At 47.4% G+C, this 25804-nt stretch carries 17 protein-coding genes, 2 tRNA genes and 2 pseudogenes; 7 read left to right on the plus strand and 14 right to left on the minus strand.

All coding sequences use genetic code 11. The annotated features are described in order from the left end of the window. Positions 1-328: 328 nt before the first annotated feature. The 8 genes and pseudogenes from C1709_RS00980 to sppA all read right to left on the minus strand — a co-directional run bounded on the left by C1709_RS00980 (position 329) and on the right by sppA (position 10290). Positions 329-721 carry a hypothetical protein gene (locus C1709_RS00980; protein WP_102285034.1) on the minus strand — a complete coding sequence of 131 codons (393 nt, stop codon included), beginning with the start codon at positions 719-721 and terminating at the stop codon, positions 329-331. A 590-nt stretch (positions 722-1311) separates the two neighbouring features. Further along, a pseudogene (locus C1709_RS01065) lies at positions 1312-1875 on the minus strand (RHS repeat domain-containing protein); the annotation flags it as partial. A 158-nt stretch (positions 1876-2033) separates the two neighbouring features. Beyond that, on the minus strand, positions 2034-2666 hold the full coding sequence (locus C1709_RS00725; protein WP_102285035.1) for a hypothetical protein: 633 nt from the start codon (positions 2664-2666) through the stop codon (positions 2034-2036). Positions 2667-4092: 1426 nt separating this feature from the next. Further along, positions 4093-5373: a serine hydroxymethyltransferase gene (glyA, locus tag C1709_RS00740; protein ID WP_102285037.1), complete on the minus strand. Its 1281-nt coding sequence runs from the start codon at positions 5371-5373 to the stop codon at positions 4093-4095. 137 nt (positions 5374-5510) lie between these two features. After that, a complete protein-coding gene (gene thiL, locus C1709_RS00745) occupies positions 5511-6620 on the minus strand; it encodes a thiamine-phosphate kinase (RefSeq protein WP_102285038.1) in 1110 nt (369 codons plus the stop codon). A 37-nt stretch (positions 6621-6657) separates the two neighbouring features. Further along, a complete protein-coding gene (locus C1709_RS00750; RefSeq protein ID WP_102285039.1) occupies positions 6658-7467 on the minus strand; it encodes a purine-nucleoside phosphorylase in 810 nt (269 codons plus the stop codon). Beyond that, on the minus strand, positions 7352-8524 hold the full coding sequence (gene lpxK, locus C1709_RS00755) for a tetraacyldisaccharide 4'-kinase (RefSeq protein WP_102285040.1): 1173 nt from the start codon (positions 8522-8524) through the stop codon (positions 7352-7354). Before lpxK ends, C1709_RS00750 begins: the two co-directional genes overlap by 116 nt. Beyond that, complete coding sequence (gene sppA / locus C1709_RS00760) at positions 8524-10290, minus strand: signal peptide peptidase SppA (protein ID WP_102285041.1); 1767 nt, start codon at positions 10288-10290, stop codon at positions 8524-8526. The genes lpxK and sppA overlap by 1 nt, the downstream gene beginning before the upstream one ends. Positions 10291-10411: 121 nt before the next feature. Between sppA and C1709_RS00765 the strand changes: the two genes are divergently transcribed. The 6 genes from C1709_RS00765 (at position 10412) to C1709_RS00790 (ending at position 18365) form a co-directional block, all read left to right on the plus strand. Then, the gene (locus C1709_RS00765; protein WP_102285042.1) at positions 10412-11137 is read left to right on the plus strand and encodes an SDR family NAD(P)-dependent oxidoreductase; all 726 of its coding nucleotides are present in this window, start codon (positions 10412-10414) and stop codon (positions 11135-11137) included. Then, positions 11107-11292 (plus strand): hypothetical protein, encoded by a 186-nt coding sequence (locus C1709_RS00985; RefSeq protein ID WP_180991368.1) that lies wholly within the window; start codon positions 11107-11109, stop codon positions 11290-11292. The genes C1709_RS00765 and C1709_RS00985 overlap by 31 nt, the downstream gene beginning before the upstream one ends. 598 nt (positions 11293-11890) lie before the next feature. Next, a tRNA-Ser gene (locus tag C1709_RS00775) sits at positions 11891-11978 on the plus strand. A 27-nt stretch (positions 11979-12005) separates the two neighbouring features. Continuing rightward, a tRNA-Glu gene (locus C1709_RS00780) sits at positions 12006-12077 on the plus strand. A 122-nt stretch (positions 12078-12199) separates the two neighbouring features. Next, complete coding sequence (locus C1709_RS00785; RefSeq protein WP_102285044.1) at positions 12200-15445, plus strand: UvrD-helicase domain-containing protein; 3246 nt, start codon at positions 12200-12202, stop codon at positions 15443-15445. 7 nt (positions 15446-15452) lie between these two features. Beyond that, a complete protein-coding gene (locus C1709_RS00790) occupies positions 15453-18365 on the plus strand; it encodes a PD-(D/E)XK nuclease family protein (protein ID WP_102285052.1) in 2913 nt (970 codons plus the stop codon). A gap of 41 nt (positions 18366-18406) precedes the next feature. Here the strand turns inward: C1709_RS00790 and C1709_RS00795 are convergent, their stop codons facing one another. Beyond that, positions 18407-19381 carry an AMP-binding protein gene (locus tag C1709_RS00795; RefSeq protein ID WP_317043898.1) on the minus strand — a complete coding sequence of 325 codons (975 nt, stop codon included), beginning with the start codon at positions 19379-19381 and terminating at the stop codon, positions 18407-18409. 106 nt (positions 19382-19487) lie between these two features. Here C1709_RS00795 and fmt point away from each other — a divergent pair, with 106 nt between their 5' ends. Further along, positions 19488-20453, plus strand: a complete 966-nt coding sequence (fmt, locus tag C1709_RS00800) for a methionyl-tRNA formyltransferase (protein ID WP_102285046.1) — start codon at positions 19488-19490, stop codon at positions 20451-20453. Here fmt and C1709_RS00805 read toward each other — a convergent pair whose 3' ends face one another. The 5 genes and pseudogenes from C1709_RS00805 to C1709_RS01055 form a co-directional block, all read right to left on the minus strand. Further along, positions 20454-22238, minus strand: a complete 1785-nt coding sequence (locus tag C1709_RS00805; RefSeq protein WP_102285047.1) for a chloride channel protein — start codon at positions 22236-22238, stop codon at positions 20454-20456. A gap of 13 nt (positions 22239-22251) precedes the next feature. After that, complete coding sequence (locus C1709_RS00810) at positions 22252-22821, minus strand: L-threonylcarbamoyladenylate synthase (protein WP_102285048.1); 570 nt, start codon at positions 22819-22821, stop codon at positions 22252-22254. 512 nt (positions 22822-23333) lie between these two features. Further along, a complete protein-coding gene (locus tag C1709_RS01095) occupies positions 23334-24728 on the minus strand; it encodes a JAB-like toxin 1 domain-containing protein (RefSeq protein ID WP_102285050.1) in 1395 nt (464 codons plus the stop codon). Between the two features lie 27 nt (positions 24729-24755). Continuing rightward, a complete protein-coding gene (locus tag C1709_RS00825; protein WP_245836903.1) occupies positions 24756-25121 on the minus strand; it encodes a hypothetical protein in 366 nt (121 codons plus the stop codon). 267 nt (positions 25122-25388) lie between these two features. Then, positions 25389-25472, minus strand: a pseudogene (locus C1709_RS01055) (HU family DNA-binding protein); the annotation flags it as partial. Positions 25473-25804 lie beyond the last annotated feature (332 nt).

Consider the following 25804-nt stretch of genomic DNA (forward strand, 5'->3'; position numbering starts at 1 on the left):
GCAATATTTGTTGCCTACAAGACTCCAGAAAGTTAAGTTTACAGAAAAATGAAAAACTCGTTGCGCATCCATAAATGGACACACAACGAGTTTAATATTTTCATATTGGGTGTTTTGACACACCCTCATTGCCCGTTACCCTTATATGGGTGTTGGGGCATACCCTTGTATGGGTAAGTTCAAACAATCGATATATGGTTTACCATAGACTTGTTGTTTTAATGTTATACATTCTGTTATTTATCACTGTCGTGGATTGCCGTTTTCGTGCCACGTTTGTTGTCTTTTTATTTTGATAACTCCTGATTTTGAGTATTAGCAAAACTTATTACTTCCTTTTTTTTACGGTAAGATTAGGATTTAACCAAAACAGAAAAGACAAAACAAAAAGTAAGATAACTACATATAATCCTCTTTCAATATCTGAATTACGACAAAACACTCTGTCAAGCAACTTGTCATAATAGAAGGTAGTTGTATTATATCCAATTTGCAATCTTTCGCCGTTGGCTATATTAGCTGTATATTTCCTATTTCGATAAATAACCTCTACTGTAGGATGTTGCCTTGAGCTATGTTCCATATATATATTAACTATATTACAAGCTATATTGCATTGAGTAGTAGAGATATTTCTTTCTCTTATATAAAGCAGAGACATATACGCCACAAAGAAACCTAAACCAATGTTTATCAAACAAACAATAATCTTTCTTTTCATTATTAGTTGCTCTTTTGGGTTGCTCTTTGAGTCCTACTACCTGCTGTTTTTGAAATGGTCTGTCTGGTGCCATCGCTAACAGCCTCGAGAGATTCGTTAATCCTCATATTTTTCTGTTCATTCTTGAGTTTAACTGCTTGTTTCCGCGTTACCTTTGGAGTTGCTGACTTTCGTCCCATTAACTCTTTTGCACGATTAAGGTCATGCCTTGATTTATTTGCAGCCTCCTTGAAGATTTTTTTTGGTAAAAAGTGCCCTAATAAATCTCCCATACCAACTTCAACCAAAACTGCTTCTAAACTAAATTCCTCTCCATATATTGACTTTAATCCAGCTTCAAGAGATGAAAAGCCTATTTCTGTAACAACTTTCATGATTTTTTTACCAATAGGGCTTGCTACAAATTTTGCAAACTTCGCTGTCCCAGAAACAGCTCCTATGGCTCCCGCGACTCCAATATCAAGAGCGTCTTTCCATGTCAGATTACCATTCGCTTCAGAGAAAGACATTTTTCCAAAAATCATTTTTTCTCCGACCTTTGATAGATATTCGGTAAAAGCACCCAGAATTGCACCTGGAACCGCTTGTTTTCCATTTGGATCAACTAAACTTATAGGTGACTGATAGCAATATATATATGGATTAAGGTTCCTATAATTATATACACCATCATTATGTTCTCCATCAAAATAATTCTCTCTGTTTCTCGGATCAAAATTAGATATAGGTTCGACACTCATCCATAAACTCAACCTCGGTTCATAGTATCTCGCACCATAGTAATACAATCCCGTCTCTTCATCCAGCTCTTTGGCATTGAAGAGGTAAGGCGTGTTCCAAGTATTGTTGCGTTCCTCGATGAACACTTCGCCAAACGGTACATATTCAATGTGCTGCATGACCTCACCATCCAAGTTGGTGATGTAACTGCTACTGCCCAAATGGTCAGGGTGGTAGTAGAACAGCATCTTCTCGTAGTCGTCATTCGGCTTGAAACCTTGTGCCAACGAGTGCAAAGCAAGCTCGCTTGCAGTTTGCCGAATGCCGCCAAGGTTCAACTCCGTTAAGTTGCCGTCGATGGCTGCGCGTGTCATGGCTTTCGCCTGTGCCGCCTCCGGCATACCGTTGTAGTTGTCGTTTACCGCACGATTGTATCGTGTGGCAATAATGGAAACAAATCCATGCGATTGAACCGCACGACAGCCTGGAGAGGGTGTTAAACCCAATATTGTCACGCGATTCAATCGCACGGCAGCAGGGGGCAATATTGTGTTAAAATACAAAAACATCTCCACATAATCATCAAAATTCATCAAGGATTCCCTTTGGGATTTCCTTGAATTCCTAGGCCACAACATACAATTGGTTTAAAGAAAACAGGTATACCCGTATTGATAGAATTATTTATAACGTCAAAAAAAACATATATGTAAAAGAAAGGAATTCGCTTATCAATTGATGTCGGAGAAATATTCCATTTAACAGCCAATTCCATGTTCTTTTTGCTGTTCAGATAATCATTCGCTATACATAATCTAATCGCTTGTCCCTTCACAGAATAAACTTTATACACAAAAACAGAATCTGAGCATAAAGTATAGAAAAGATTTTGCTTCTTTAGAGGAACAGGACATATGTTGGGGGCGATATAATTACCATATTCCCTATCAAATGGAGAAAACTTGTAAATTTCTACATTTTTATAGCAAGGAGAAACTAATGCCGAATAAATTTCTTTCGGACTCATTATACGAATACTATCTATTTGGGTCGTAAAATAAAAAGTGTCCATTGAGTGATCTATTGACAATGTATCCTTTCTAAAGATTTCTTTCTTGCTGTAACGCTCTATAAGAAATCCTTCTATCTTTACCATCTCTTTTTGACTATATGCATAAAATTGATAGTTCGCAAAGAAGATTAATGCAAAAAAATATTTATCCATAACCGTTATCAAAATTACGTAGAGTCAACCAGCAAGTGCAAAATTACAAAACATGTTTGAAGAATTCGCACTTTGGTGTGGAAAAGTTTAATTTTTCCCTCGGTCTCTCGTTCGGCAAAGCGGCAAATGCAAGTTTACACAATAAGTTTGCATTTAGCCACAATCGGTCATTATAGCCTGAACTGACTGTAGTCGATTGCCCAGGCAGATTTGCTGTTGTCTTTTTTGCAGGAGTAGCGGGCTACGTCAGGAAAAAACTACTGGCAAGATGCCGGCAAGCGGCTGCAAGCAGCGGAGGAACGGGTTGACAAGACGAAGTGGGAAAACCGTTTCGTAATGACCGATTGGTTTTTAATGCCCTACGGCAATGCAAATTCGGCGTATTTGGTGTACAATCTCGCCTGTTTTGCCTCACAAATACGGCGAATTTGCAATCCAATCTCGCCTGTTTTGCAGTACCGCCAATACCCAGCCTTTGTCCTACTTGCCGTCCTGCTGTGTCATTTTGCCTTTGTCCCGTGACTACTGCTCTCATTCTCTGTGTGCCAGGGGTTATATATAATATAATGTGTTATTGTGTTCCCTTCCCCGTTTTATAATCGTGAAATGTTAAAAACATCTTTTTTTGAAATTTCCCTCTCAAAAGTTTTGCGGTTCCGCATCAAAGTGTTACCTTTGCACTCGCTTTCGGAAAAAACGGGCTTGCCCGTTGTCCGCAGGCATATTGGAAGGAGTTCTTTGGCAGGTTTCAATGAGACAGAGAAGCAGTACAGTGTAAGGCGGGGCGCCGCCGTCCCTCGATAATGCGTACCGGAGCGTCATCGGCGATATCTTCGTCGATTCTTGAAGGAAAAAGCAGGATTTCCTTGCTTAGATTGGGAATAAATTGTACCTTTGACATACTATAAATTCTTTCCATAAAGGTACAAAAAAAATATGGAATGGCAAAGCCCGTGCTTGTGAAAGTTCGGGCTTTGTGATATGTTAAAAGAGGGTGTGCCAATTTTGACACACCCCCTAAATTTGTATCTTACCCAAAAGTTTAGCGGACAGTAATAATACAAATACAGACATGGGTTGTTCTGACAGCCAATCTGCTGATAACGGTTCTGTCGGGAAGCATCAATAGGCATTGTGCGTTCTCGCAAGTTGTCACCATGGTACGGCTTATGCTTATGTACTACGTCGATTTTATCGCATTTATGGAAAATCCCGAAAAAACTTGGAATGATTTCCTTGCAAAGGAGATGCAAAAAGCGCCACCTGAACCTTCGCTTTTCGATTAGGGGGGCTTACTTTTGGAAAAAGAAGTCCGAAGCCTAATTTTAATGGGCTTCGGACAGGGTTATTATGCTCGTTTAAGTTTTACCGGACAGCAATATTGTTTTATATGTTTTCTGTCTTCAGTTTGCAGTGACGCGTGCAATTAATAAGCAAAAAGAGGGTAGTCTTTCATCGTCCTGTTTACGCGTTCACGGACACTTGCTATCACCTTTTCATCCTCCGGACTGTTGAGGACTGTCTCAATCAGTTCTGCGATGAGCGGCATCAAGTCCTCCTTAGCGCCGCGTGTGGTGATTGCGGGTGTTCCGAGCCTCAGGCCCGAAGTCTTGAATGCAGAGCGTGTGTCGAACGGAACCATGTTCTTGTTGACCGTGATGTCGGCAGCAACGAGTGCGTTCTCTGCAACCTTGCCTGTAAGCTCAGGATATTTGGAACGCAGGTCAACGAGCATGGAGTGGTTGTCCGTGCCGCCGCTCACGATGTCGAAGCCTCGTTTAGTCAGTTCGTCAGCGAGTACTGCGGCGTTCTTCTTAACCTGCTTTGCCCACTCCTTGAACTCTGGCTGCAGCGCTTCTCCGAATGCGACTGCCTTTGCTGCTATCACATGCTCCAGCGGGCCACCTTGCTGTCCTGGGAACACTGCGCTGTTGAGGATTTGGCTCATCATCTTCACTACGCCCTTCGGGGTCTTCAGTCCCCAAGGATTCTCGAAGTCTTTGCCCATCAAGATTATGCCGCCGCGAGGGCCACGCAGGGTCTTGTGTGTCGTCGATGTCACGATGTGAGCATATTTAACAGGGTTGTCGAGCAGTCCGGCTGCGATGAGGCCTGCAGGGTGTGCCATGTCTACCATGAGCAATGCGCCCACCTTGTCTGCGATTTCGCGCATGCGCTTGTAGTCCCATTCGCGGCTATATGCCGATCCGCCGCCGATGATTAGTTTCGGCTTGTGCTGCATGGCGAGTTCCTCCATCTCGTCATAGTCAACGCGGCCAGTTTCCTTTTTGAGGTTGTATCCAATAGGGTTGTACAGTATACCGCTCGAGTTTACTTTCGAACCATGCGACAGGTGGCCTCCGTGATCAAGGTTCATTCCCATGAATGTGTCGCCAGGTTTCAGGACTGCGAGCAGCACTGCGGCGTTGGCCTGTGCTCCGGAGTGTGGCTGTACGTTTGCATATTCTGCGTCGAAGAGTTTCTTCACGCGCTCTATTGCGATGGTCTCCACTTCGTCAACCACCTGACATCCACCGTAATAACGCTTGCCGGGATAGCCCTCGGCATACTTGTTCGTGAGGTATGAGCCCATGGCTTCCATCACCTCGTCACTAACAAAGTTCTCTGAAGCAATCAGTTCCATACCCTTCAGTTGGCGCTGGTGCTCTTTTTCGATCAGTTCGAAAATCTGGTTGTCTCTTTTCATGTGTTTTTTATTTAATGTAATAAGGTTCTCAATTTACTTTGCAAAGGTAGTGCAAGAAGTGCATATAACCAAATATTTATGTGCTTTTTTCATTTCCCTTGCAACATTATGATTTGAATTATAATCACTTATCTTTGTCATTTAAGATGGTTCCATCCCTGTGCCTTCAGTTCAAACTCTTGGTCGTCCCGGCTCACGAGCATCAGTCCCAGTTCTGGTTTCGTGATATGTCCGATGATATGAACATCCTCGATTTCTTTTATCTTGCCGTGATCCCCTATGGGGACGGTGAACAGTAGTTCATAGTCCTCACCGCCGTTTAGCGCGCATGTCGTCAAGTTCATGTTCAGTTCCTCTGCCATTACCGCAGTCTGGTAATCTATTGGCAGGTTTTTCTCGTATATCCTGCATCCCACCCCCGACTGTTTGCAGATGTGGTGCAGTTCCGAGGACAGTCCGTCGCTGATGTCCATCATTGCGGTCGGGCGTATTCCCGCCTCACCCAGTTTGCCAATGATGTCTCCACGGGCCTCCGCTTTCAGTTGCCTTTGCAGCAGGTATTCTCTACCGGAGAAATCCGGTTGGAAGTTTTTCAGCATCTCGGCCTCATGCCGGAAAGTGTGGTGTTTGGCGTCGTATGTCCCGTCTTTCTTCGCCACCCTTATCTTTTTGTTTAGCTCGTCAACCTGTTGGTAGTACACGCTCTTTTCCCTTTCCAACAGTTGCAGCCCCATGTATGCCGCCCCGAGGTCTCCGCTCACACATACGAGGTCGGTCTCGCGCGCCCCGTTCCGGTACACAATCTCCTCGTCGCTGGCATCACCGATGCAGGTGATGCTTATTGCAAGTCCGGTGAGCGATGACGTGGTGTCCCCGCCAACGATGTCAACGTTCCATTTGCTGCACGCTGCCCGCACACCCTCGTAGAACGTCTCGATGTCCTCAACGCTGAAACGCTTGCTCAGCGCTATGCTCACGAGCAGTTGCCTCGGTGTGCCGTTCATGGCGAAAACGTCACTGATGTTGACCATTGCCGACTTATATCCGAGATTTCTCAGGTCTGTGTATGTCAGGTCGAAGTGTACTCCCTCCATAAGCATGTCGGTTGTTGTCAGCACCCTTGTTGCGGGATAGGAGAGTACGGCACAATCGTCGCCCACGCCTTTCAGCGTGGACGACTGTCGTGTGTCTATGTCATTGGTGAGGCGGTCAATCAGTCCGAACTCACCGATCTTTGCTATTTCCAATTTGCGGAATTGATGTTGTTGGTCACGATGCGCGTTGTCACGATCTTTTTATCATTTCCCTCATTATTTCGGTCATCACTGGCTGTGCTGCATTTGCTGCCACCTGCACCTCCTCGTGCGACACCTCCACAGGGTTGTCGAAGCCTCCGAGGTCTGTAATGATGCTGATTCCGAATGTCTTTATTCCGCAGTGGTGGGCCACGATCACCTCAGGCACGGTGCTCATTCCCACGGCATCGCCGCCGAGCGTGTGATACATGCGGTATTCTGCCGGCGTCTCGAATGTCGGTCCCTGCACCCCTGTGTAAACACCGTGAACCACCTTGATGTTCTTTTCCTTGGCAATCTTGTCTGCGAGGGCTATCAGTTCATGGTCGTAAGTCTCGTGCATGTCCGGGAAGCGCGGTCCCGTGGGGAAGTTTTTTCCGTGCAATGGATGCTCCGGGAAGAAGTTGATGTGGTCGTCGATAATCATCAGGTCGCCTATTTTGAACTCTGGGTTCATCCCCCCCGCAGCGTTGCTCACGAACAGGGTCTTGATGCCCAGTTCATACATCACGCGCACCGGGAATGTCACTTCCTTCATGGAATATCCCTCATAGAAGTGGAAGCGTCCCTGCATTGCCATTATGTCCTTGCCCCCGAGTTTGCCGAATATCAGTTTCCCGCTGTGTCCCTCTACCGTTGAGACCGGCATGTTCGGTATTTCGCTGTATGGAAACTCGTAGGTGTCAGTTATTTCTGAAGCTAATTGTCCTAATCCTGTTCCCAGAATGATTGCTGTTTCCGGACTCGTCTTCATTCTCTTTTTCAGCCATGATGCTGTTTCTTGAATTTTTTCGTACATAATCAATGATTTTTTTGTTGAATTTATTTTGTTGGTCTAATATGAATTTCACTTCCACTGGAAGAGAATATATGTTGTGCCTTACATCGTCACTCAGTCCTTCCATGCCATACAGTCGTGTCGCGTCTTTTTCTGTCGTGATGATTATTTTCGGTCCCGGCATTGCGGCGAATTTTTCATTCAGGCTTTGAATGTCTTTCTGCGTGAACTGGTGATGGTCGCCGAATGTCATCGGGGAAATGTTCTGCGTGTATGGACTCAGGTCCAATATCATTTGTTTTGGTGAGGCTATGCCGGTGAGCAGCAATATGTTATGCTGGCTTGTTATTTCCCCGAGACTCATATCGTCGCCGCAATACAGCGGTTTCAGATTTCCATATTCCAGTGTGGTGAAATACAGTTTCTGGTATGGCCTAAGGCTCATTGCCTTTATAAGCACTCTGAAATCCATCGGCTTCATGTCCTTGGGGCATTTCGAGATTATAACGATGTCGGCTCTCTCTTTTCCTTCCTGCGGTTCGCGCAGCCGTCCCGCCGGCAGCAGTTTGTCGTATATTATCAGCCTGTGGTAGTCCACGAGCAATATGTTGATGCCCGGTTTTACATACCTGTGCTGGAAGGCGTCATCCAGTATTACCACATCTGTGTCTGCCGTCGCCTTGTTGCCCAAAATCTGGTCAATGCCATGGCATCTGTCCTTGTCAACAGCCACATGCACAAATTCGTACTTTTTCTTTATCTGATACGGCTCGTCCCCGATATCGCTGACGCTTGAATTCTTAGTTGCAAGCACGAACCCGCTGCTTTTCCTCTTGTAGCCACGGCTAAGGACGGCCACTTTGGCCTTGTCTTTCAGCAGCCTTACAAGATACTCCACGTGCGGTGTCTTGCCTGATCCGCCAACGGTGATGTTTCCCACCGATATGACGGGAATGTCAAACGCGCGGCTCTTCAGCATACCGATGTCGAAAAGTTTGTTTCTTGTCTTTATGCCGATGCCGTAAAGCCAGCTAAGTGGCAGCAGCCATTTGTTTATCTTGATAAAGTCTCCTTCCATTAATCCACTTTGAGATAAAACTCCGTTCGCGCCTGAATCGCGCTCTGCTTGTCCATTGTCTTCAGCAGCATGAACGGCTCGTAGTATTCCCCGAGCGTCATGCGCAGTTGCTCCTGGATATAGTTGTTCTGGTTTGTCGCTCCGAACAGTTGTTCCTGCCAGCCCCCAAGGTCTGGGTATTTCACGGCGTAATATTCTTTCAATCCAGCGAGTTGCGCCGCCTTTGCCAGCGCATCATCCAGTCCGCCGAGGGCATCAACGAGTTTTATCCTCAGTGCGTCTTGCCCGAGCCACACATGTCCCTGCGCAATTTTCTCAACTTCCTCTACAGGCATCTTTCTGCCCTCTGCCACACGCGAGCGGAATAGGCTGTACCCCCTGTCGATATATCGGTTCAGTATAGCCATCTCTTCATCGTTTATCGGCCGTGCCGGTGTGCCGAAAGTGCTGAATTTGTTTGTCTTCACATCATCAAACTTCACCCCGAGTTTCTCCGTTAGCAACTGGCTCGCGTCGGGGAACATGCCGAAAATGCCTATAGAGCCGGTCAGTGTCGTCGGTTCTGCATATATATAGTTTGCTATGCAACTGATATAATAGCCTCCCGATGCGGCCATTCCGCCCATTGACACCACCACAGGTTTCTTCGCCCTGAGTTGTTTCATGGCGTGCCATATCTGCTCCGAGGCGTATGCCGAGCCGCCGCCGGTGTTTATGCGCAGCACAACAGCCTTAACGTCGTCGTCGTCCATTAGTTCCCCGAGATCCTTGCACACCTTCTGCGCGTCTATGCAGCTTCCGTTGCTCATAGGCGCCGCGCGGTCGACAACATCTCCGTAGGCATAATAAACGGCAATCTCGTCCCCCTTGTCGCGCTTGTCCTTAACGCTTGCCATGTCGCTTATCGCAACCTTGTTGAGGTCGTCGTCCTCCCCGGCTTTCATCATCTGCTTAACCACGTCCTTAACCTCGTCCGTGTATGCGAGTTTGTCAACCATCTTGTATTTCAGATAGTTCTGCGGATCGTCGAACATTATCAGTTTGTCGGCATACAGGTTCAGTTGTTCCTTGCTTATATTCCGGCTTTCCGAAACTTCTTTCAGTATGTTCTGCCACACCCCTGTTATGTATGCCGTCACCTGCTCTCGGTTTGGCTCGCTCATCTTGTCGGCGGTGAACATCTCCGGCGCGCTCTTGTATGCGCCCACCTTTGCAAGTTGCATCCTCACGCCGAACTTTGCCATCAGGTCCTTAAGGTAGAATTGCTGCGATGCTATGCCGTGCCAGTCAATAACTCCCTGAGGGTTTAGCATAACCTTGTCCGCCACCGACGCGATATAGTATGTCGCCTGTGTGTATGAGTCACCGTATGCCACTATCCATTTCCCGCTCTTCCTGAAGTCGAGGAGCGATTTGCGTATGGCCTGCAGCGAAGCGTATGAGTCGGCTTGGAATGCGCCAGCCTCTATGTAAATTCCCTTTATTTTTTCGTTGTCCTTTGCTTTCCTTATGCCGTCGAGTATTTCGTCCAGCCCAACCTCTGCGCCTGTCTGCCCTGCGATTCTCGACAATATATTGTCTTCCGCTCGCTCTTGCAGTGAACCAGTCAGCGGGATCACGAGCACAGAATTGTCTTCCACGGGACCAGACGACTCGCTGGAAGCTATCATTCCAACTATGCTCATCATTCCGATGGCTGCTATAATAACTGTGAAAGCGAGAAGGCCTGTAACCGTGGCCGCTGTGTACTTCAGGAAATCTTTCATTTTTGTATAACTGATTAAATTGGACTTCTACACCCTGCAAAAATAAGAATATTTTTTCAAATGAGCAAATTTAGGCTTTATTATTGCATTTATTTCTTTTTTTTTGTAATTTTGCATGTATATGAAAAGGGCTGTTGTTATCGGGGCATCGTCTGGCATAGGGCGCGAGGCGGCACGGCTGCTGCTTGCCGACGGCTGGCATGTGGGTGTTGCGGCGCGCCGCATCGAGTTGCTTTCCGGGTTGGAGGATGAGTTTCCCGGACGGGTCGTCGTGTCGCGCATAGATGTGACGGCAGACGATGCGCCGAAGCGAATGCTACGGCTTTTTGACAGGCTCGGCGGGGTGGGGCTGTTTTTCTACGTTTCCGGCGTGGGTTGGCAGAACCCGATGCTCGACGAGCGCGCCGAGAGAGCCACCGTGGCAACAAATGTCAGGGGATTCACGCAGATGATTGATGCAGCGTTCAATTTCATGGCGGCGCGCCAGGGCGGTCAAATAGCGGTGATTTCTTCCATTGCCGGCACCAAGGGACTCGGCGCCGCTCCTTCCTACAGTGCATCGAAAGCGTTCCAGGCAAAGTATATAGAGGCTCTCGAGCAACTGTCGCGTATGCGCCGCCTGAACATCCGTTTCACCGACCTTCGCCCCGGCTTTGTCGATACGGCATTGCTTGGTGACGGCAGAAAATATCCGATGCTGATGTCGGCTGCCGACGTGGCACGCCATGCTGTCGATGCAATATATGCCCGCAAGGGTGTCCGCGTGATAGACTGGCGATACCGCGTGATGACGTTTTTCTGGCGGCTCATTCCGCGATGGCTGTGGGTGCGGATGAGAGTGGTTTAACAAAAACGCCCGGAAATTTTAACACGGAAAACGGCTGCATTCTAAATAAAATTTTCTTCGCGCCGGAATATGCTGTTTTTGGCATGCTTCGCAAGTGGCTGGCGGTGAGATGTTTGAAATGTATTGACAAAAACCGCCATGCGTTTTGTGCCTAATCGCCGTGCGTTTTGTGCCTAACTGGCGGCTCGTTTGGTGCAAACGGCATCGTCATAAGGCACAAAACGCACGGCGATTAGGTACAAAACGTGTGGATTGGATGCGGAAAGTTCGCCTCCGTTTCTCTGAAATTCGCAAATGATTACAAATTGCGCTTCTGTATTGTCCGTGAATCCTGCAATGCAACATGCCTGAAAATTAACATTATTAACGTTTTTTACCCTCGCATGTGGAAACCCCTCCAGGCTCTGATGGTATTGGCAAGAATTAACAGGAAACAATGAGGGAAAATTATCCCCACATTGGTGATTACACATGAAGGTACTTACGCTCTGCAAGTATGTCATCTTATATGTGTGGTTTTCTCTGCAAAGCGATGTTGTTTGTTTGATGGCCACGGACTTGCGGGTCGTGAGTCCATACATGGGAACAAGTCCCTATAGTATTTGCACTTGCTGGTTGACTATGCAAATTTAGAAAAAAAAGTTTGTTTGACGCAACAAAAAACACATAAAATATTTGCAGGTATAAAAATAAAGCACTACCTTTGCACCCGCAATTGAGAGTTCGATTGTTTTCGGCAACAGGGCTGCCCGAGGAAGGATGGGTGAGTGGCTGAAACCAACAGTTTGCTAAACTGTCGTACGGGTTTACCGTACCGGGGGTTCGAATCCCCCTCCTTCCGCAAGGGATTTGAATGCTGGAGAAAGATGGTGGATTCATCTAACGGTTAGGATACAAGATTCTCAATCTTGGCATAGGGGTTCGATTCCCCTATCCACTACAAGAGGCGGGGGTGCATCGAAGCAGATGCACCCCGTTTTTGGTATATTGGATTATAAATGAATATACGCAATGCAGAATGAATGTGCCGCAAATATGAAAAGCAATAATTGAACAAATCTAATGCAACTAACTGTATATAAAGCGAGTGCTGGCAGTGGAAAGACATTCCGCCTTGCCGTGGAGTATATCAAACTGCTCATAAAAAATCCAGAGAACGGACACAGGAACATCCTTGCAGTTACGTTCACAAACAAGGCGACGGAGGAAATGAAGGAGCGCATAATGTCGCAACTTTATGGTATATGGAAAAGTCTGCCCACGTCAAAGACTTACCTCGAAAAGGTGTCGGGGGAACTCGGTATGGACGAAGCGGAAACGAGCCGCAGGGCAGGGGTCGCACTGAGCCATCTCATACACGACTTCGACCATTTCAGGGTGCAGACTATAGACAAGTTCTTCCAAAGCATACTGCGCAACCTCGCACACGAACTGGGACTGGCTTCCAACCTGCGGGTCGGGCTGAACGACTATCAAGTGGAGGAACTGGCCGTTGACCAACTAATCGAGGGACTGTCAGACAATGACCGGGAACTTGGATGGATAATAGAATATATCAAGAGGAACATTTCGGAGGACAAGGGGTGGAACGTGACATCGCAGATAAAGAGTTTCGGCAAGACAATATTCAGCGATACATACAAGGCAAAGCGTGGCGAGATAAACGATGTCGCCGCATGCGAGGAGAACTTCAAACGGTTCTATGCGGGCATGATGAAAATCATCAACAAGTTCGAGGAGGAAATGGCAGGGTATGAGCCGAGATTCTCAACCATGCTTGATGAAAACGGCGTGGACATTGACGAACTGAAGAAGACACCGTGCGGATATTTCAGGAAACTCAAGGAAAGGAAGTTTTCCGAGGACGAACTGGGAAAGGTTACTTATGTCAGGGCGATGGAGTCGGCGGACGAATGGGTCACGAAAGCAATGGCGAAGAAACGCCCGGGACTGACCGGCTTTGCCGAACAGCATCTCATGCCATTGCTGCGTGAGGCGCACGGCAGGGTGGAGGACGGAATAAAAAGGTACAACACCGCAAGAATGTCTATGACATACTTAAACCAGTTGCGCCTGCTCAGCGCGATAGAGAAGAAGGTGGGGGAACTCAATGCCGATGCCAACCGCTTCCTGCTGAGCGATACGCAGCAACTGCTGTCGGAGTTTGTCAAGGGGAGTGACTCGCCGTTCATATACGAGAAAATAGGCACGCAGATAAGCCATGTGATGATAGATGAGTTTCAGGACACGAGCACGGTGCAGTGGCAGAACTTCCTCGTACTGCTGAAAGACTGCATGAGCAGGGCAAACCCAAGCGTGACGGACGTGGCACAGAACCTTATCGTTGGCGATGTGAAACAGAGCATATACAGGTGGAGGTCGGGCGACTGGCAGTTGCTGAACAACATAGAGAAACTGTTTGCCAGCGGTGAACTTAAGTTAGAGCCGATGAGGCATAACTTCCGCTCTGCCAAGAACATAATACGGTTCAACAATGCATTCTTCGAGACTGCAATAGGCATAGAGACTGTGAACGAGAGGGAGACGAGCGGCGACAACGCCGAGGAACTGGAGAAGGCATACGGCGATGTGGTGCAGGAAATACCAGAAGGAAATCCTGACGGCGGAATGGTGAAAATAACGTTGCTGCCATCGGACAGCATCAAGGAGCGCACGCTCGACAAAATAGTGGAGACAATAGACGGACTGACCGAAAGGGGAGTGCCGCAGAAAAAAATCGCTGTGTTGCTGAGGAGAAACAGCGACATAACGCTCATAGCGGAGAAACTTATGCAAGAGCGCCCGGAGATTCATCTCGTGAGCGACGAGGCTTTCCGCCTTGAGGCTTCGCTGGCGGTGAACATGATAATAGAGGCAATGCGCCTGCTTGCGCACCCGGAGGATCTGCTCACAAGGGCAACGCTGGCAAAGCAATACCAAAGGAATGTGAAGCGAAGCGACGCAAGCGAGGGCGACATGATGTGGCACGCCGACGAGGAAAAGATAAATGCCTTGCTGCCTGAAGATTTCACGGCATGTTTCGACAAAATGACAGAGATGCCGCTGACGGACTTGATTGAATATATATATGACGTTCTGGAACTTGGCGTAATGAGCGGCCAGAGCGCGTATATCTGTGCATTCCACGATGCGGTATGTGAGTTCGCAAAAGACTATTCGCCAGGAATAGACGCGCTGCTGAGGGAATGGGATGACGATATGTGCTCGAAAAACATACAGGCAGACGACATCGACGGCATACGCATAATGACAATACACAAGAGCAAGGGGCTGGAATATGACAACGTGATACTGCCATTTGCCAACTGGAAGATCGGAGGCAGCGACATACTGTGGTGCGCAACAAACGAGAAGCCATTCTGCCAGATGCCGCTCATTCCGGTCAGATATAGCAAGGAAATGGATAACAGCCTGTTCTCCGGATATTACCGGCACGAGCACCTGCAGACAACCGTTGACAACATGAACCTGCTGTATGTGGCCTTCACGCGTGCGGCGAGCAATCTTTTCGTGATAGGGCAGAGCGACGGCAAGGCAAACAGGTCAAGCGTCATACGCGAGTCGCTCAATGAAGTGACGAAAAAACTCGACGGCGCGACGCTCTCCGGCATCAACGACAATGTCGTGGAAGGTGGTGATGAGAAAAAGCCGGAGGCCGTGGAGTTCCTTTACGGATCATTCCGGGAATATGTCGGAGAGAAGAAACAGGACAAGGGAAATGTCTTCTTGCAGGAATCGAGGAAGATGAATGTTGAGGTTAGGACGTTCCCCGTACCCGTGAATTTCCGGCAGAGCAACGAGAGCGATGAGTTCACACACATGGAAGGCGGGGATACCTTTGACAACTCATTCATCAAACGGGGGTGTATCCTGCACAAGGTGTTCTCCCAGATTGAGACAACGGATGACGTGCCGAGGATTATAAGGGAAATGGAGCAGGAAGGGATAATATATGACGAGAAGACCCGTAATGACATTATTGTAAGCGTTGGCAAATGCCTCGGAAATCCAACTGCCGCAGACTGGTTCTCGGGAAGATGGAAGACATTCAGGGAATGTCCTGTGCTGAAAATGGAGGACGGAAAGATGACGGCGCACCGCCCTGACCGGGTGATGACAGATGGCGAACGCACGATAGTGGTCGACTACAAGTTCGGGACGCCACGCGCGGATCATGTAAAACAGATAGGCGAATACATGCGGCTGCTCGACGACATGGGATACATGAAAATAAAGGGCTGCCTGTGGTATGTTGACAGGAATATCATTAAGGAATACGACAATTAAGCACACCATGAAATCATTTTTGGAATATATAGCAGAAGACATAATAGCGAAGCACGGCACAGACTTCTCTGATGTGACGATTGTTTTCCCGAACAAACGCGCATCGCTGTTCATGAGCGAAATACTGGCGATGAAGGCGGGAAGACCAATCTGGAGTCCTGTGTACATCACCATAAGCGACTTGTTCAGGTCGCAGACCAAGACCGTTGTCGCAGACCCGGTGAAACTGGTGTGCGAACTGTACAAGGTGTATTCGGAATATCACGGTTCCGCAGAACTGACACTCGACAAATTCTATGGGTGGGGACAACTGATGATTGCCGACTTTGACGACATAGACAAGAACATGGCGGATGCGGATGCCGTGTTCTCAAACATAACGGCCTTTCACGAACTGGAAGGCAAAATCGAATTCACGCCGGGACAGCGCGAGGCGATAGAGCGTTTCTTCAACGTGATACTTGACGACGACAACTCGAAGATAAAAGGCAAATTCCTAAAGGTGTGGAACAGCCTTGCCGCCATTTACCACAGGTTCAACGAACGCCTCGCCGGCGAGGGACTGGCATACGAGGGGGCACTCTACCGAAAGGTTGTCGAGGGAGAACAACTCAACCTTGGGTCAGGGAAATATATCTTCGTGGGATTCAACGTAGTGCAGGAAGTGGAGAGCAGACTGTTCTCAATGTTGAAAGACGAGGGACGCGCATTGTTCTACTGGGACTACGACAATTTTTTCATGCCGGAGGCGAATTCCGTCGCAAACGAGGCAGGAAGACATATATCGCAGTTGAAGGAAAAGTTTGCAAATGAACTCACGCCCGACCGGACTGATATTTTCGATGCCATGAGGGGGGAGAAGAACGTCAAGTTTGTCAGCGCACCGACAGAGAACATACAGGCACGGTATGTGCATCAATGGCTGAAAGAGGACAAGCGAATGGAACAGGGCAGGAGCACGGCGATAGTGATGTGCGACGAGACGCTGCTGCAAACCATAATCCACTACCTTCCCGAAGACATCCCTGCGGTGAATGTCACCACAGGCTACCCATTGTCGCAGGCGCCTGTAACGGCGCTTGTCGCCAGTTTCCTCGCACTCCATTCAGAGGGATATGTGGCTGACGGAAAGGTGTTCAGGCTGCGTTTCATAAATGCCGTGCTGTCACATCCATACTCAAAATATATTTCGCCCGGGGCAAGGGAACTGCGCTCAACACTAAACAGCAACCACAGGTATTTCCCGGGGGTAAAGGAACTTGTACTTGATGATGGGCTGTCGCTCATTTTCAGTCCAATGGAAGAACATGAGGTAAGTCACAACGCTCAAACAGTCAGGCGCATGGCGGAAATCGTGAAACTGGTTGCAAGGAATTTTCCTACGGACGGGGAGCATAAAAACGGCTTCGCGGCGGAGTCCCTGTTCCGGACTTACACTCTGCTTATGCGCATTGTGTGCCTGATAGAGGACGGCGACCTAATCGTGACTTTCGACACCCTGCGCCGGCTGATTATGCAGATAATCGGCAGCACGACAATACCGTTCCACGGCGAGCCTGCGGAGGGAGTGCAGGTGATGGGAGTCCTCGAAACGCGCAACCTCGACTTTGAGCATGTCCTCATACTGTCTTGCAACGAGGGGAACATGCCGAAGGGAATCAACGATGCGTCGTTCATACCGCACGCAATACGATATGGACACGGACTGACCACCATCGATAACAAGGTGTCTGTATATGCTTACTATTTCAACAGCATGATACAGAGGTGCAAGGACGTTACGATAGTGTATAACAACTCGACCGAGGGCGGCAAAACAGGAGAGATGTCCCGCTTCATGTTGCAGATGATGGTTGAGAAACCGGAAGCGTGGAAGTTGTCTAAAACAAGTTTGTCGGCAGGGCAGAATGCACTCGTGTCAAGGCCTGCCGGCATAGCAAAGGACGGAAAGGTCGCAGAGGCGATTGACGGGATTGACTCGTTCTCGCCAACGGCAATAAACAATTATCTTTATTGCCAGTTGCGCTTTTTCTACAATTATGTTGCAAAACTGAAGGAGAATGACGAGACCGACGATGACAGCATCGACAACCGTATATTCGGACTTGTATTCCATGAGGCTTCGGAGACTATATACAACAAGGTGAAGGATGGGGTGATAACAAGGGATATAATAGATGGACTTCTGAAAGACGAGGCGGGAATATCCAGAGCCATCGACGAGGCATTCAAGAAAGAACTGTTCAAAGTGGGTGGCAAATCGGATTTCAAACCGAAATACAACGGGATGCAACTTATAAACAAGGAGGTGATAAGGCAATATATCGAGGAACTCTTGCGTCTTGACAGGGAACTCACGCCATTCACGATAATGGGACTGGAGAGTGACGTTTGTGAGGACATAACGATAAACACCGCGCACGGAGAGAGAAAGATAAAGGTGGGGGGACGCATAGACCGCATCGACAAGGTGAAATACAAGGAGAAAGACAATGGGAACTGGAAAGAGACAATACGTGTTGTTGACTACAAAACCGGCGCGAAGGGCATAACAGTCCCGCTGTCCGGCGTGGATGATGTCTTTGACGCGACGGCAAAGCGTGATAGTCACCGCGATTACTATCTTCAGGCAATGCTTTACTCGTTGCTCGTCAGCAGGAAACATACCTATGGGAACACACCCGTGTCGCCCGCGTTATTGTTTATTCAACATTCGCGTGCAGATGACACCAACCCCACGATTTATTTCAAGGACAAAAGGACGAAGGAATATATAAGCGACATTGCAGAGTTTGACTGCGCTTTCATGGAAAACCTGAAAAGGGTGATGGGGGAAATACTCGACACGTCAACCATGTTCATGCCTACGGAGGATAGGACACGATGCACGTTTTGCCCTTACTGTAAACTTTGTTGGTAAACGCATTTGGCTGTCACATGGGGGTGGGTAATTTCAGATGCTTATGTCAGTGTGGAGAGTTTACTTGGGCATTCCCTTTTGACTTTCATCGTTTCCGTGCGCGGCAGTTCGCTTACAACTATGAAATGGCGTGGTTTCCAGTACTTTGGCAACACGGTTTCACATGCGTGCCGTGCCTTGTCTGCAATGCTTTCGTCGCGTCCCTCGATGACCATAACCACAACCTCGCCGAACTTTTCATCGCCGCGCTTAGTTATAAGGAAAGGCGCGCTGAAGTGCCTGGCAATGATGCGTTCCACCTCTTCCGCCTGTATCTTAACCCCTCCGGAGCATATCACGTTGTCCTTGCGCCCGAGAATGCGGAATTTCCTGCCGTCGGTGGCAAATTCCGCTATGTCGTTCGTCTTCAGTCCTGATACACCTGTGGCGTCATCGCTCACTGTCAGGCAACCGTCGCCTGCAAGCGACAGGCTGACATTGGCGAGTGGGGCATACCACTGTCCGCCGCCAATCCGCCTCAGCGCGATATGCGACAGTGTTTCTGTCATGCCGTATGAACTCCATGCAAGGCACTTGCACGATGATAAATCCTCCTCCAATTCACTGCTTATCGCACCTCCGCCGATGAGCAGGTTGGCAACATCATCAAGTCGTTTCCGGGATGTCTCATCGCGCAGCGTGTTCCAAACCTGCATCGGAACCATAGCAACAAAGTCATAGTCACCGTTGGTATCTGCAAGCGGATTGCCGCAGGGTTTCACAATGTCGAGTTGCAGACCTCGTTCAATAGCCCTGACTGCCATCATCTTGCCGGCAATATAGTCGAGGCTCATGCAGAGCAATGCCCTGTCACCACGCCGCAGACCGAAGAAATCGTTGGTGCGGCGGGCAGATGCCAGCATGTGTTTCTTCTTCACCATCATCTTCTTAGGAACGCCTGTTGAACCGCTCGTCTGCACTTCCATCCAGTCGCCGCCATTGTTCCACTCGTCGTAAAACTGCTTTATATCCATCATATTACTTCGTTGCAAATGCAAAAATACTAATTAAAAACATAAAGCAACAAGTTTCATTCTGTTTTTTCGTATCTTTGCAACAAATATTACACGACAAGCAATACTTATGAGGAAAGAAGACCTAAGAATAGTTTTCATGGGAACGCCGGAGTTTGCGGTGGCAACGTTGCAGGCATTGGTTGACGGGGGGTATAATGTAGTGTGCGTGGTGACGCAGCCTGACAAACCGGTGGGCAAGCATCACCACACGTTGCAACCGCCTGCGGTCAAGGTATTCGCCAGGCAACATGGCATACCGGTGCTGCAGCCGGAAAGGATGAAGGATGAGAACTTCCTGAAAGAACTTGGGGAATATTCTCCGGACGTGCAGGTTGTGGTGGCTTTCCGCATGCTGCCCGAGGTGGTGTGGGCCCTTCCGCGCTTCGGCACTTTCAACGTACATGCAGCACTGCTGCCGCAATACCGTGGCGCGGCACCGATAAACTGGGCGATAATAAACGGCGAGGAACGCACAGGGGTAACAACGTTCTTCATCGACCACGACATCGACACTGGGCGCATCATCATGCAGCGCGAAATGCCCATAGGACCCGAGGACAATGTTGAGACTGTGTATGACGGACTGATGAAGTTGGGCGCTGAAATCGCCATAGAGACGATAGACAGGTTGATTGAGGGCAACGGAGTGGTTGGCAGTATACCGCAGGAGCAAATGACCGATGCGGCAGGGAATCTTCACGACGCCCCGAAACTGTTCAAGGAAAACTGCATGATAAACTGGGAAATGAGCGCAGGGCGCGTTCACGACTTAATTCGTGGATTGTCGCCGGTGCCCGGGGCATGGTCGCCGTTCGGCAGTGACGCGAGACATACAATCAAAATATACGGGTCGCGTGTCACAGGTGTGAAAACAGACATGTCTCCCGGAACTTTCTTCTCGCACCAAGGGCGGCTCATGGCATCGGCAGGAGGGGAAATGCTCGAACTCACAGAGGTGCAACTGAGTGGGAAACGGCGAATGGCAGCGAGGGATTTCCTTAACGGGATGAAGGCGAGTATTGAGGAGGTATGACTATTCAGCCGACAGGTCGGCAACCATCTGCCTGTACTGGCTGTAGAGATGGGCGCGCGCGACATAACCCTTCAGTTTCCCGAAAGAATCAACGACAGGCAGCATAGACGCATCGGTGGCGTCGAATTTTTTCATAACATCATACATGGTGTCGTTTTCGCCAAGCACTGCCGGCGGTTCCGTCATAAGCTGCGATACGTTGAAATGACTGTATAACTCTGTGCGGAACACGATATGCCTTATCTTAGTGACGTCAATCTCGCCTATCAGTGACCCTGCGTCGTCAACAACAGGGACGATGTTCATGCGGCTGCGGCTGATGAAATGGGTAAGCTTGCCGAGCGCCATGTCCGGAGGAACGGTGGTCACGTCACGCTCTATAACGCTGTCAAGGCTCATCATGGTGAGCGCGGCATGATCCGTGTGGTGTGTTATCAACTTGCCCTGACGCGCAAGCCGCATACCGTAGATGCTGTGTGTCTCAAATATGTTTATTGTCAGGAAGGCACATATACACACAATCATCAGCGGGATGAAAAGGGCATAGCCTCCCGTCAGTTCGGCGATGAGGAAAATACCTGTCAGCGGAGAGTGCATCACACCTGTCATTACGCCTGCCATGCCGAGGAGCGTGAAATTCTTTTCCGGAACATAAACTCCGATTTGGTACATGTTCCAAAGGCGGGAGAAGAAGAAACCGCCGAACGCTCCAACGAAGAGTGAGGGCGCGAATGTTCCTCCGCAGCCGCCACCGCCGTTTGTCGCTGCCGTGGCAAAAACTTTTGTCATCATAACAAGACCGATATACAGAACGAGCATTTCGCCGTGACCATAGAATATCGAGTTGTTCATAACCGTCTGCCAGTCGGCTTCGGTCTTGCCACCGAGCAGGATATTTATGCTGCTGTACCCTTCACCGAAGAGAGACGGGAAGAAAAATATGAGCAGCGACAGCACGACGCCGCCAAGAGCAAGGCGCGTCAAATAGTTCTTACCGAGACGTTCGAACACGCTCTCAAACATGCTTGAGGCGCGTATGAACCACAGGCTTAACAAACCACAGCAGACACCGAGGAGGATTGTGGCGGGGACACGATCGAGTGTCCAGCTGCCATCGAGGCTGAAATTGAACAGCGAGGCGGAGCCGGTGAATATATAGGTGAAGCATGTCGCCGTCACGGTGGAAATCAATATCGGGAGCAGTGACGCCATAGTCAGGTCAACCATAAGCACCTCAAGCGTGAACACAAGACCGGCGATGGGAGCTTTGAAAATACCGGCTATTGCCGCCGCAGCACCGCAGCCTACAAGCAGCATCATCGTCTTGTTGTCCATGCGGAACAATTTGCCGAGGTTGCTACCTATGGCGGAGCCGGTCAGGACGATCGGAGCCTCTGCGCCGACGCTGCCTCCGAAACCGATGGTTATGGCGGATGCGACGACCGAACTCCAGCAGTTGTGGCCTTTTATGCGGCTTTTCTTCGAACTTATGGCATACAGCACACGCGTGATGCCGTGGCCAATGTCGTCGCGGACTATATATCTGACGAAAAGCGACGTGAGGTATATACCGACAACCGGCAGGATGAGGTACATCCAGTTGGACGAGGTTATGTCGAACCCTGCGGTGAGCAGCAGCTGTATTTTGGATATAATCCAGTGAAGGGTATAGCCTGCGACCGCAGCGAGAAATCCCACCACGAAACTTAATATCAGCGTAAACTGTCGGTCGCTGATATGACGGCCGCGCCATTCAGTAAACTTCAGCAATATGCCACTGCCCATGCGTCAATATCCGTTATTTCCTTATTATGGTTACCTCTCCGTCTTCCTTTATCTTTATTATTGACGACGGGGTGTGCGGCTTATGCTCCTGTCGTCTTGAAAAGCACACATAGTCTGCCGCCTCGATAAGTTCCGGGGCTATGTCGCGGAAATTCTGTGCGGCAGGCTCACCGCTTATGTTGACACTCGTTGACACTATGGGCTTCTGGAATCTGTAGCAAAGTTCCTTCGAGAACGCCTCGTGCGTCACGCGCATTGCTATGCTGCCGTCGTCAGCAACAAGGTTGGGGGCAAGGTTCACTGCATTGTCAAGGATTACTGTGGTGGGCTTAACGGCATACTCCATTACCTGCCATGCCACCTCCGGCACGTTCCTGACATAACGCTGAAGCCTGGCCTCAGAGTCAACAAGACAAATGAGTGCCTTCGAATCATCGCGTTTCTTAATATTGAAAACCTTTGCCACAGCCTCGGAATTGGTGGCGTCGCAGCCAATGCCCCACACCGTGTCGGTGGGATAGAGTATCACACCTCCGTCCTTCATAACGTTTACAGCGTTCTGAATATCTTCTTTCTGTGTCATCCGAATGATATTGTTTTATACATCAAGTCAAAATATAAATTATTTGAACGGCAAAGTTATACGAAAAAAATGGTATTGCAAAGAAAAAAACTGACTTTTATATCACAACTTGAAAATGGACGGATCCCGATCTGAAGCATTACCACTTCTGATTTAAAACAATACCACTCTACTCTGGACTTATAAAACGCAATAGTTTTACCCTGTCACCTGATATATTATACACCCATTCAAAGACTCCGTCTGTCATGGGGGAGATTTTCGTGTCCAAAAAGTTAAATAGTCGTTTTGAACCATTATGGGGAATTAAAATGTTTTGGTTCTTGTCTTTTTGGAGAAAAAAAACATGCTTGCCTACAACTGTATATCCAAACGTGTCGGGATCATACATTACATTTTTTTTATCGAGCATCCAAACATAAACTCTGCAACTACCTTGCATATATATTATGAATATATTATTATTGTTTTGATTATAACGAGCAGCAATGTTGTTCACCGTCTTTAAAAAGTTACAATGTATTATCCGATAGGATGGTAAATACACCTTTTTTATTGTTCTCTGTGAAAAGCAGGGAACAAATATCATAAGGAATATAGATATGATAAAGTGTTTCATTTTTTCTATTTTTAGTTGTTCTTGTTGCAGTAACAGTAAAGCCTTCCAAATTAACAGAATAATCTTCTATTTTTGAGTTGGGACCAAATGTGACATATTCTCCAATCTTAGGTCCATATATACCAAATGTTATTGATTGGTTGCTAATCTCTGTCATTTTTTTGGCAATAGGAATATCTCCATATTTACCTCCAATATTCGATGGAATAAGTACATTACTTGGATGTGAATGATAAAATGCACGCAAAGTATATCCATTTTTAAGTTGTTTGTTAAACAAATCAACCATACCAGACTCACTCTTTTCACAATGAGAAGTCGTTAGGTAATTCAAACCTTTTGCTCCCTCAGTACCTGTCTGCATAATACTCCATTCTACTGATGTATTCTTAGCAAAACTTTCAAATAACTGTTTGGCATGCTTATCTCCACGTACCTGATAAACATCGTATCTTGTTCCTCCATCTGTTTTCTGTCCCGAAGCCTTTTCGATTGTTCCATATTCAAATGATAAACTTTTTCCTTTTACCCTCTTTCCTGCTTTGCTTACAAAAAAGAAAGCATCGTGCTTATCAGTCTTTATCTGTTTGACGATGTCGCCTTTGCTATTAATTTCCCATTCGTCTCTTCCATCAGGATCAACTAATATTATCGGGTTATTCCTTGTATAGCAATAGATAGTAAGCCATGGCTTTTCCTCTGCAGATGGATCCACGCTCATCCACAGACTCAACTTCGGCTCATAGTACCTCGCACCATAGTAGTACATACCCGTCTCCTCGTCAAACTCCTTAGCGTTGAAGAGGTAAGGGGTGTTCCACGTATTGTTGCGCTCTTCGATGAATACTTCGCCGAACGGCACATACTCGATGTGCTGCGATACTTCGCCGTCCAAGTTGGTGATGTAACTGCTACTGCCCAAATGGTCAGGGTGGTAGTAGAACAGCATCCGCTCGTTAGTGCCAGCTTCGCCAGCTCTCGTCTTGACCATCGCCCTTGCCTGTGCTGCCTCCGGCGTGTCGTCATCACTGCTAAAGCCTTTGCCATTGACATAATCGGTATTGTCCACACCGTTGTATGGCAAATCAAATGTCTTGTAATTGTCCTTGATGGATTGTAACTGGAGGGCACTGTCCAAGATGGTCTTGCCGCCAGCATTGACTGCAAGGTTCTGTAGTCTGCGACGCTGTGGGTCGTAACTGTAGAACGTTTCCGCTCCGTTGCAATACTTCAGGTAGGTGCGCAGCTCAATTTTGTAGGGATATGTACGGTTGTTTCGTAATGGCATATTAATACTTAATCTTTTATTTGCTGTTCATTTGATCTGGATGGAAGAGTGTTTTTTTAGAAATGAAATCAAACCACGTTGCCCTATGTTGCTATATTGGAGTTTATAAGTACGTTTATTCCAACTTATCGTTATTATAGATTGATTGGTAGACATGTAAGAAGTCATGCTTTTGTCACTTTTTATAGCATTTTCTATATGAAAAATCAGTGAATCTTGTAATTCTTTGCTTAGAAATATACTATCCTTTTTTTCAAAAATACTATCTACTGGAGAATGCCATATATTATTTAAGCTGTCAAACTCGGAAACTATAATATGTTTATGTTTGGTAGTCTTTAGATAATCTCCATTGATTGTTATTACATAATAAACAGTACTATCACCATACATGTCATAGACGCATTTAAACTTTGACAAGGGGGAGTTATACCCTCCTGTTAAAATAATAATCGAAAAAAGAATAACCAAAACCTTTTTAGTCATTTGAAACATGTGATAAACGTTGTTGAAGATTTTACTCTTTTCGCAACATATTTTCGGTGTATTTATATTTCTTGTTATACCTGCTCATACCTATGGTTTGCAACTCTTTTATAGACTGTTCCTTATCAGTAAAAAGATACGATCTACTACAAACTTGTTTGTCAGATGCTGTTATGATACTGGCTGGGCGAAGTACACCGTCTGTCCTTTACGCTTGCCGATAGGCTGCTTCTTTGATTTTACTTCAAATTCAATCATAACTTCTTATTGCCTTTGGTTATCAATTATTTAACGTCGTTCTTTCCTGTTTATTGCTTACGGCTTTTGATACTCATATAAGGGTAATGATGAACGAGGGTGTGTCAAAACACCCCAAACTCTAAAAAACTCACAAAGCCCTGACTTTCCCAAGCCAGGGCTTTGCTATGTCCAAAAGTTTTTGTACCTTTAGACAAAAGTTTCAAAACTATGACAAAGGTACACTTTCGTCCTTATATAACCAACCAAACAATACTTTTTCCGCAAAGAATCGATGAAGATATTGCGGAGAATGATCCTGTTCGCATAATATCAAGTGTAATAGACCATCT

This window comes from Metaprevotella massiliensis, from assembly GCF_900241015.1.

What these genes read in the sequence shown, in the direction of transcription:
- C1709_RS00980 (WP_102285034.1), bottom strand. Translation starts at nt 721, where the DNA reads ATGAAAAGAAAGATTATTGTTTGTTTGATAAACATTGGTTTAGGTTTC.
- C1709_RS00725 (WP_102285035.1), bottom strand. Translation starts at nt 2,666, where the DNA reads ATGGATAAATATTTTTTTGCATTAATCTTCTTTGCGAACTATCAATTT.
- glyA (WP_102285037.1), bottom strand. Translation starts at nt 5,373, where the DNA reads ATGAAAAGAGACAACCAGATTTTCGAACTGATCGAAAAAGAGCACCAG.
- C1709_RS00750 (WP_102285039.1), bottom strand. Translation starts at nt 7,467, where the DNA reads ATGTACGAAAAAATTCAAGAAACAGCATCATGGCTGAAAAAGAGAATG.
- lpxK (WP_102285040.1), bottom strand. Translation starts at nt 8,524, where the DNA reads ATGGAAGGAGACTTTATCAAGATAAACAAATGGCTGCTGCCACTTAGC.
- sppA (WP_102285041.1), bottom strand. Translation starts at nt 10,290, where the DNA reads ATGAAAGATTTCCTGAAGTACACAGCGGCCACGGTTACAGGCCTTCTC.
- C1709_RS00765 (WP_102285042.1), top strand. Translation starts at nt 10,412, where the DNA reads ATGAAAAGGGCTGTTGTTATCGGGGCATCGTCTGGCATAGGGCGCGAG.
- C1709_RS00985 (WP_180991368.1), top strand. Translation starts at nt 11,107, where the DNA reads ATGGCTGTGGGTGCGGATGAGAGTGGTTTAACAAAAACGCCCGGAAAT.
- C1709_RS00785 (WP_102285044.1), top strand. Translation starts at nt 12,200, where the DNA reads ATGCAACTAACTGTATATAAAGCGAGTGCTGGCAGTGGAAAGACATTC.
- C1709_RS00790 (WP_102285052.1), top strand. Translation starts at nt 15,453, where the DNA reads ATGAAATCATTTTTGGAATATATAGCAGAAGACATAATAGCGAAGCAC.
- C1709_RS00795 (WP_317043898.1), bottom strand. Translation starts at nt 19,381, where the DNA reads ATGATGGATATAAAGCAGTTTTACGACGAGTGGAACAATGGCGGCGAC.
- fmt (WP_102285046.1), top strand. Translation starts at nt 19,488, where the DNA reads ATGAGGAAAGAAGACCTAAGAATAGTTTTCATGGGAACGCCGGAGTTT.
- C1709_RS00805 (WP_102285047.1), bottom strand. Translation starts at nt 22,238, where the DNA reads ATGGGCAGTGGCATATTGCTGAAGTTTACTGAATGGCGCGGCCGTCAT.
- C1709_RS00810 (WP_102285048.1), bottom strand. Translation starts at nt 22,821, where the DNA reads ATGACACAGAAAGAAGATATTCAGAACGCTGTAAACGTTATGAAGGAC.
- C1709_RS01095 (WP_102285050.1), bottom strand. Translation starts at nt 24,728, where the DNA reads ATGCCATTACGAAACAACCGTACATATCCCTACAAAATTGAGCTGCGC.
- C1709_RS00825 (WP_245836903.1), bottom strand. Translation starts at nt 25,121, where the DNA reads ATGTATGGTGATAGTACTGTTTATTATGTAATAACAATCAATGGAGAT.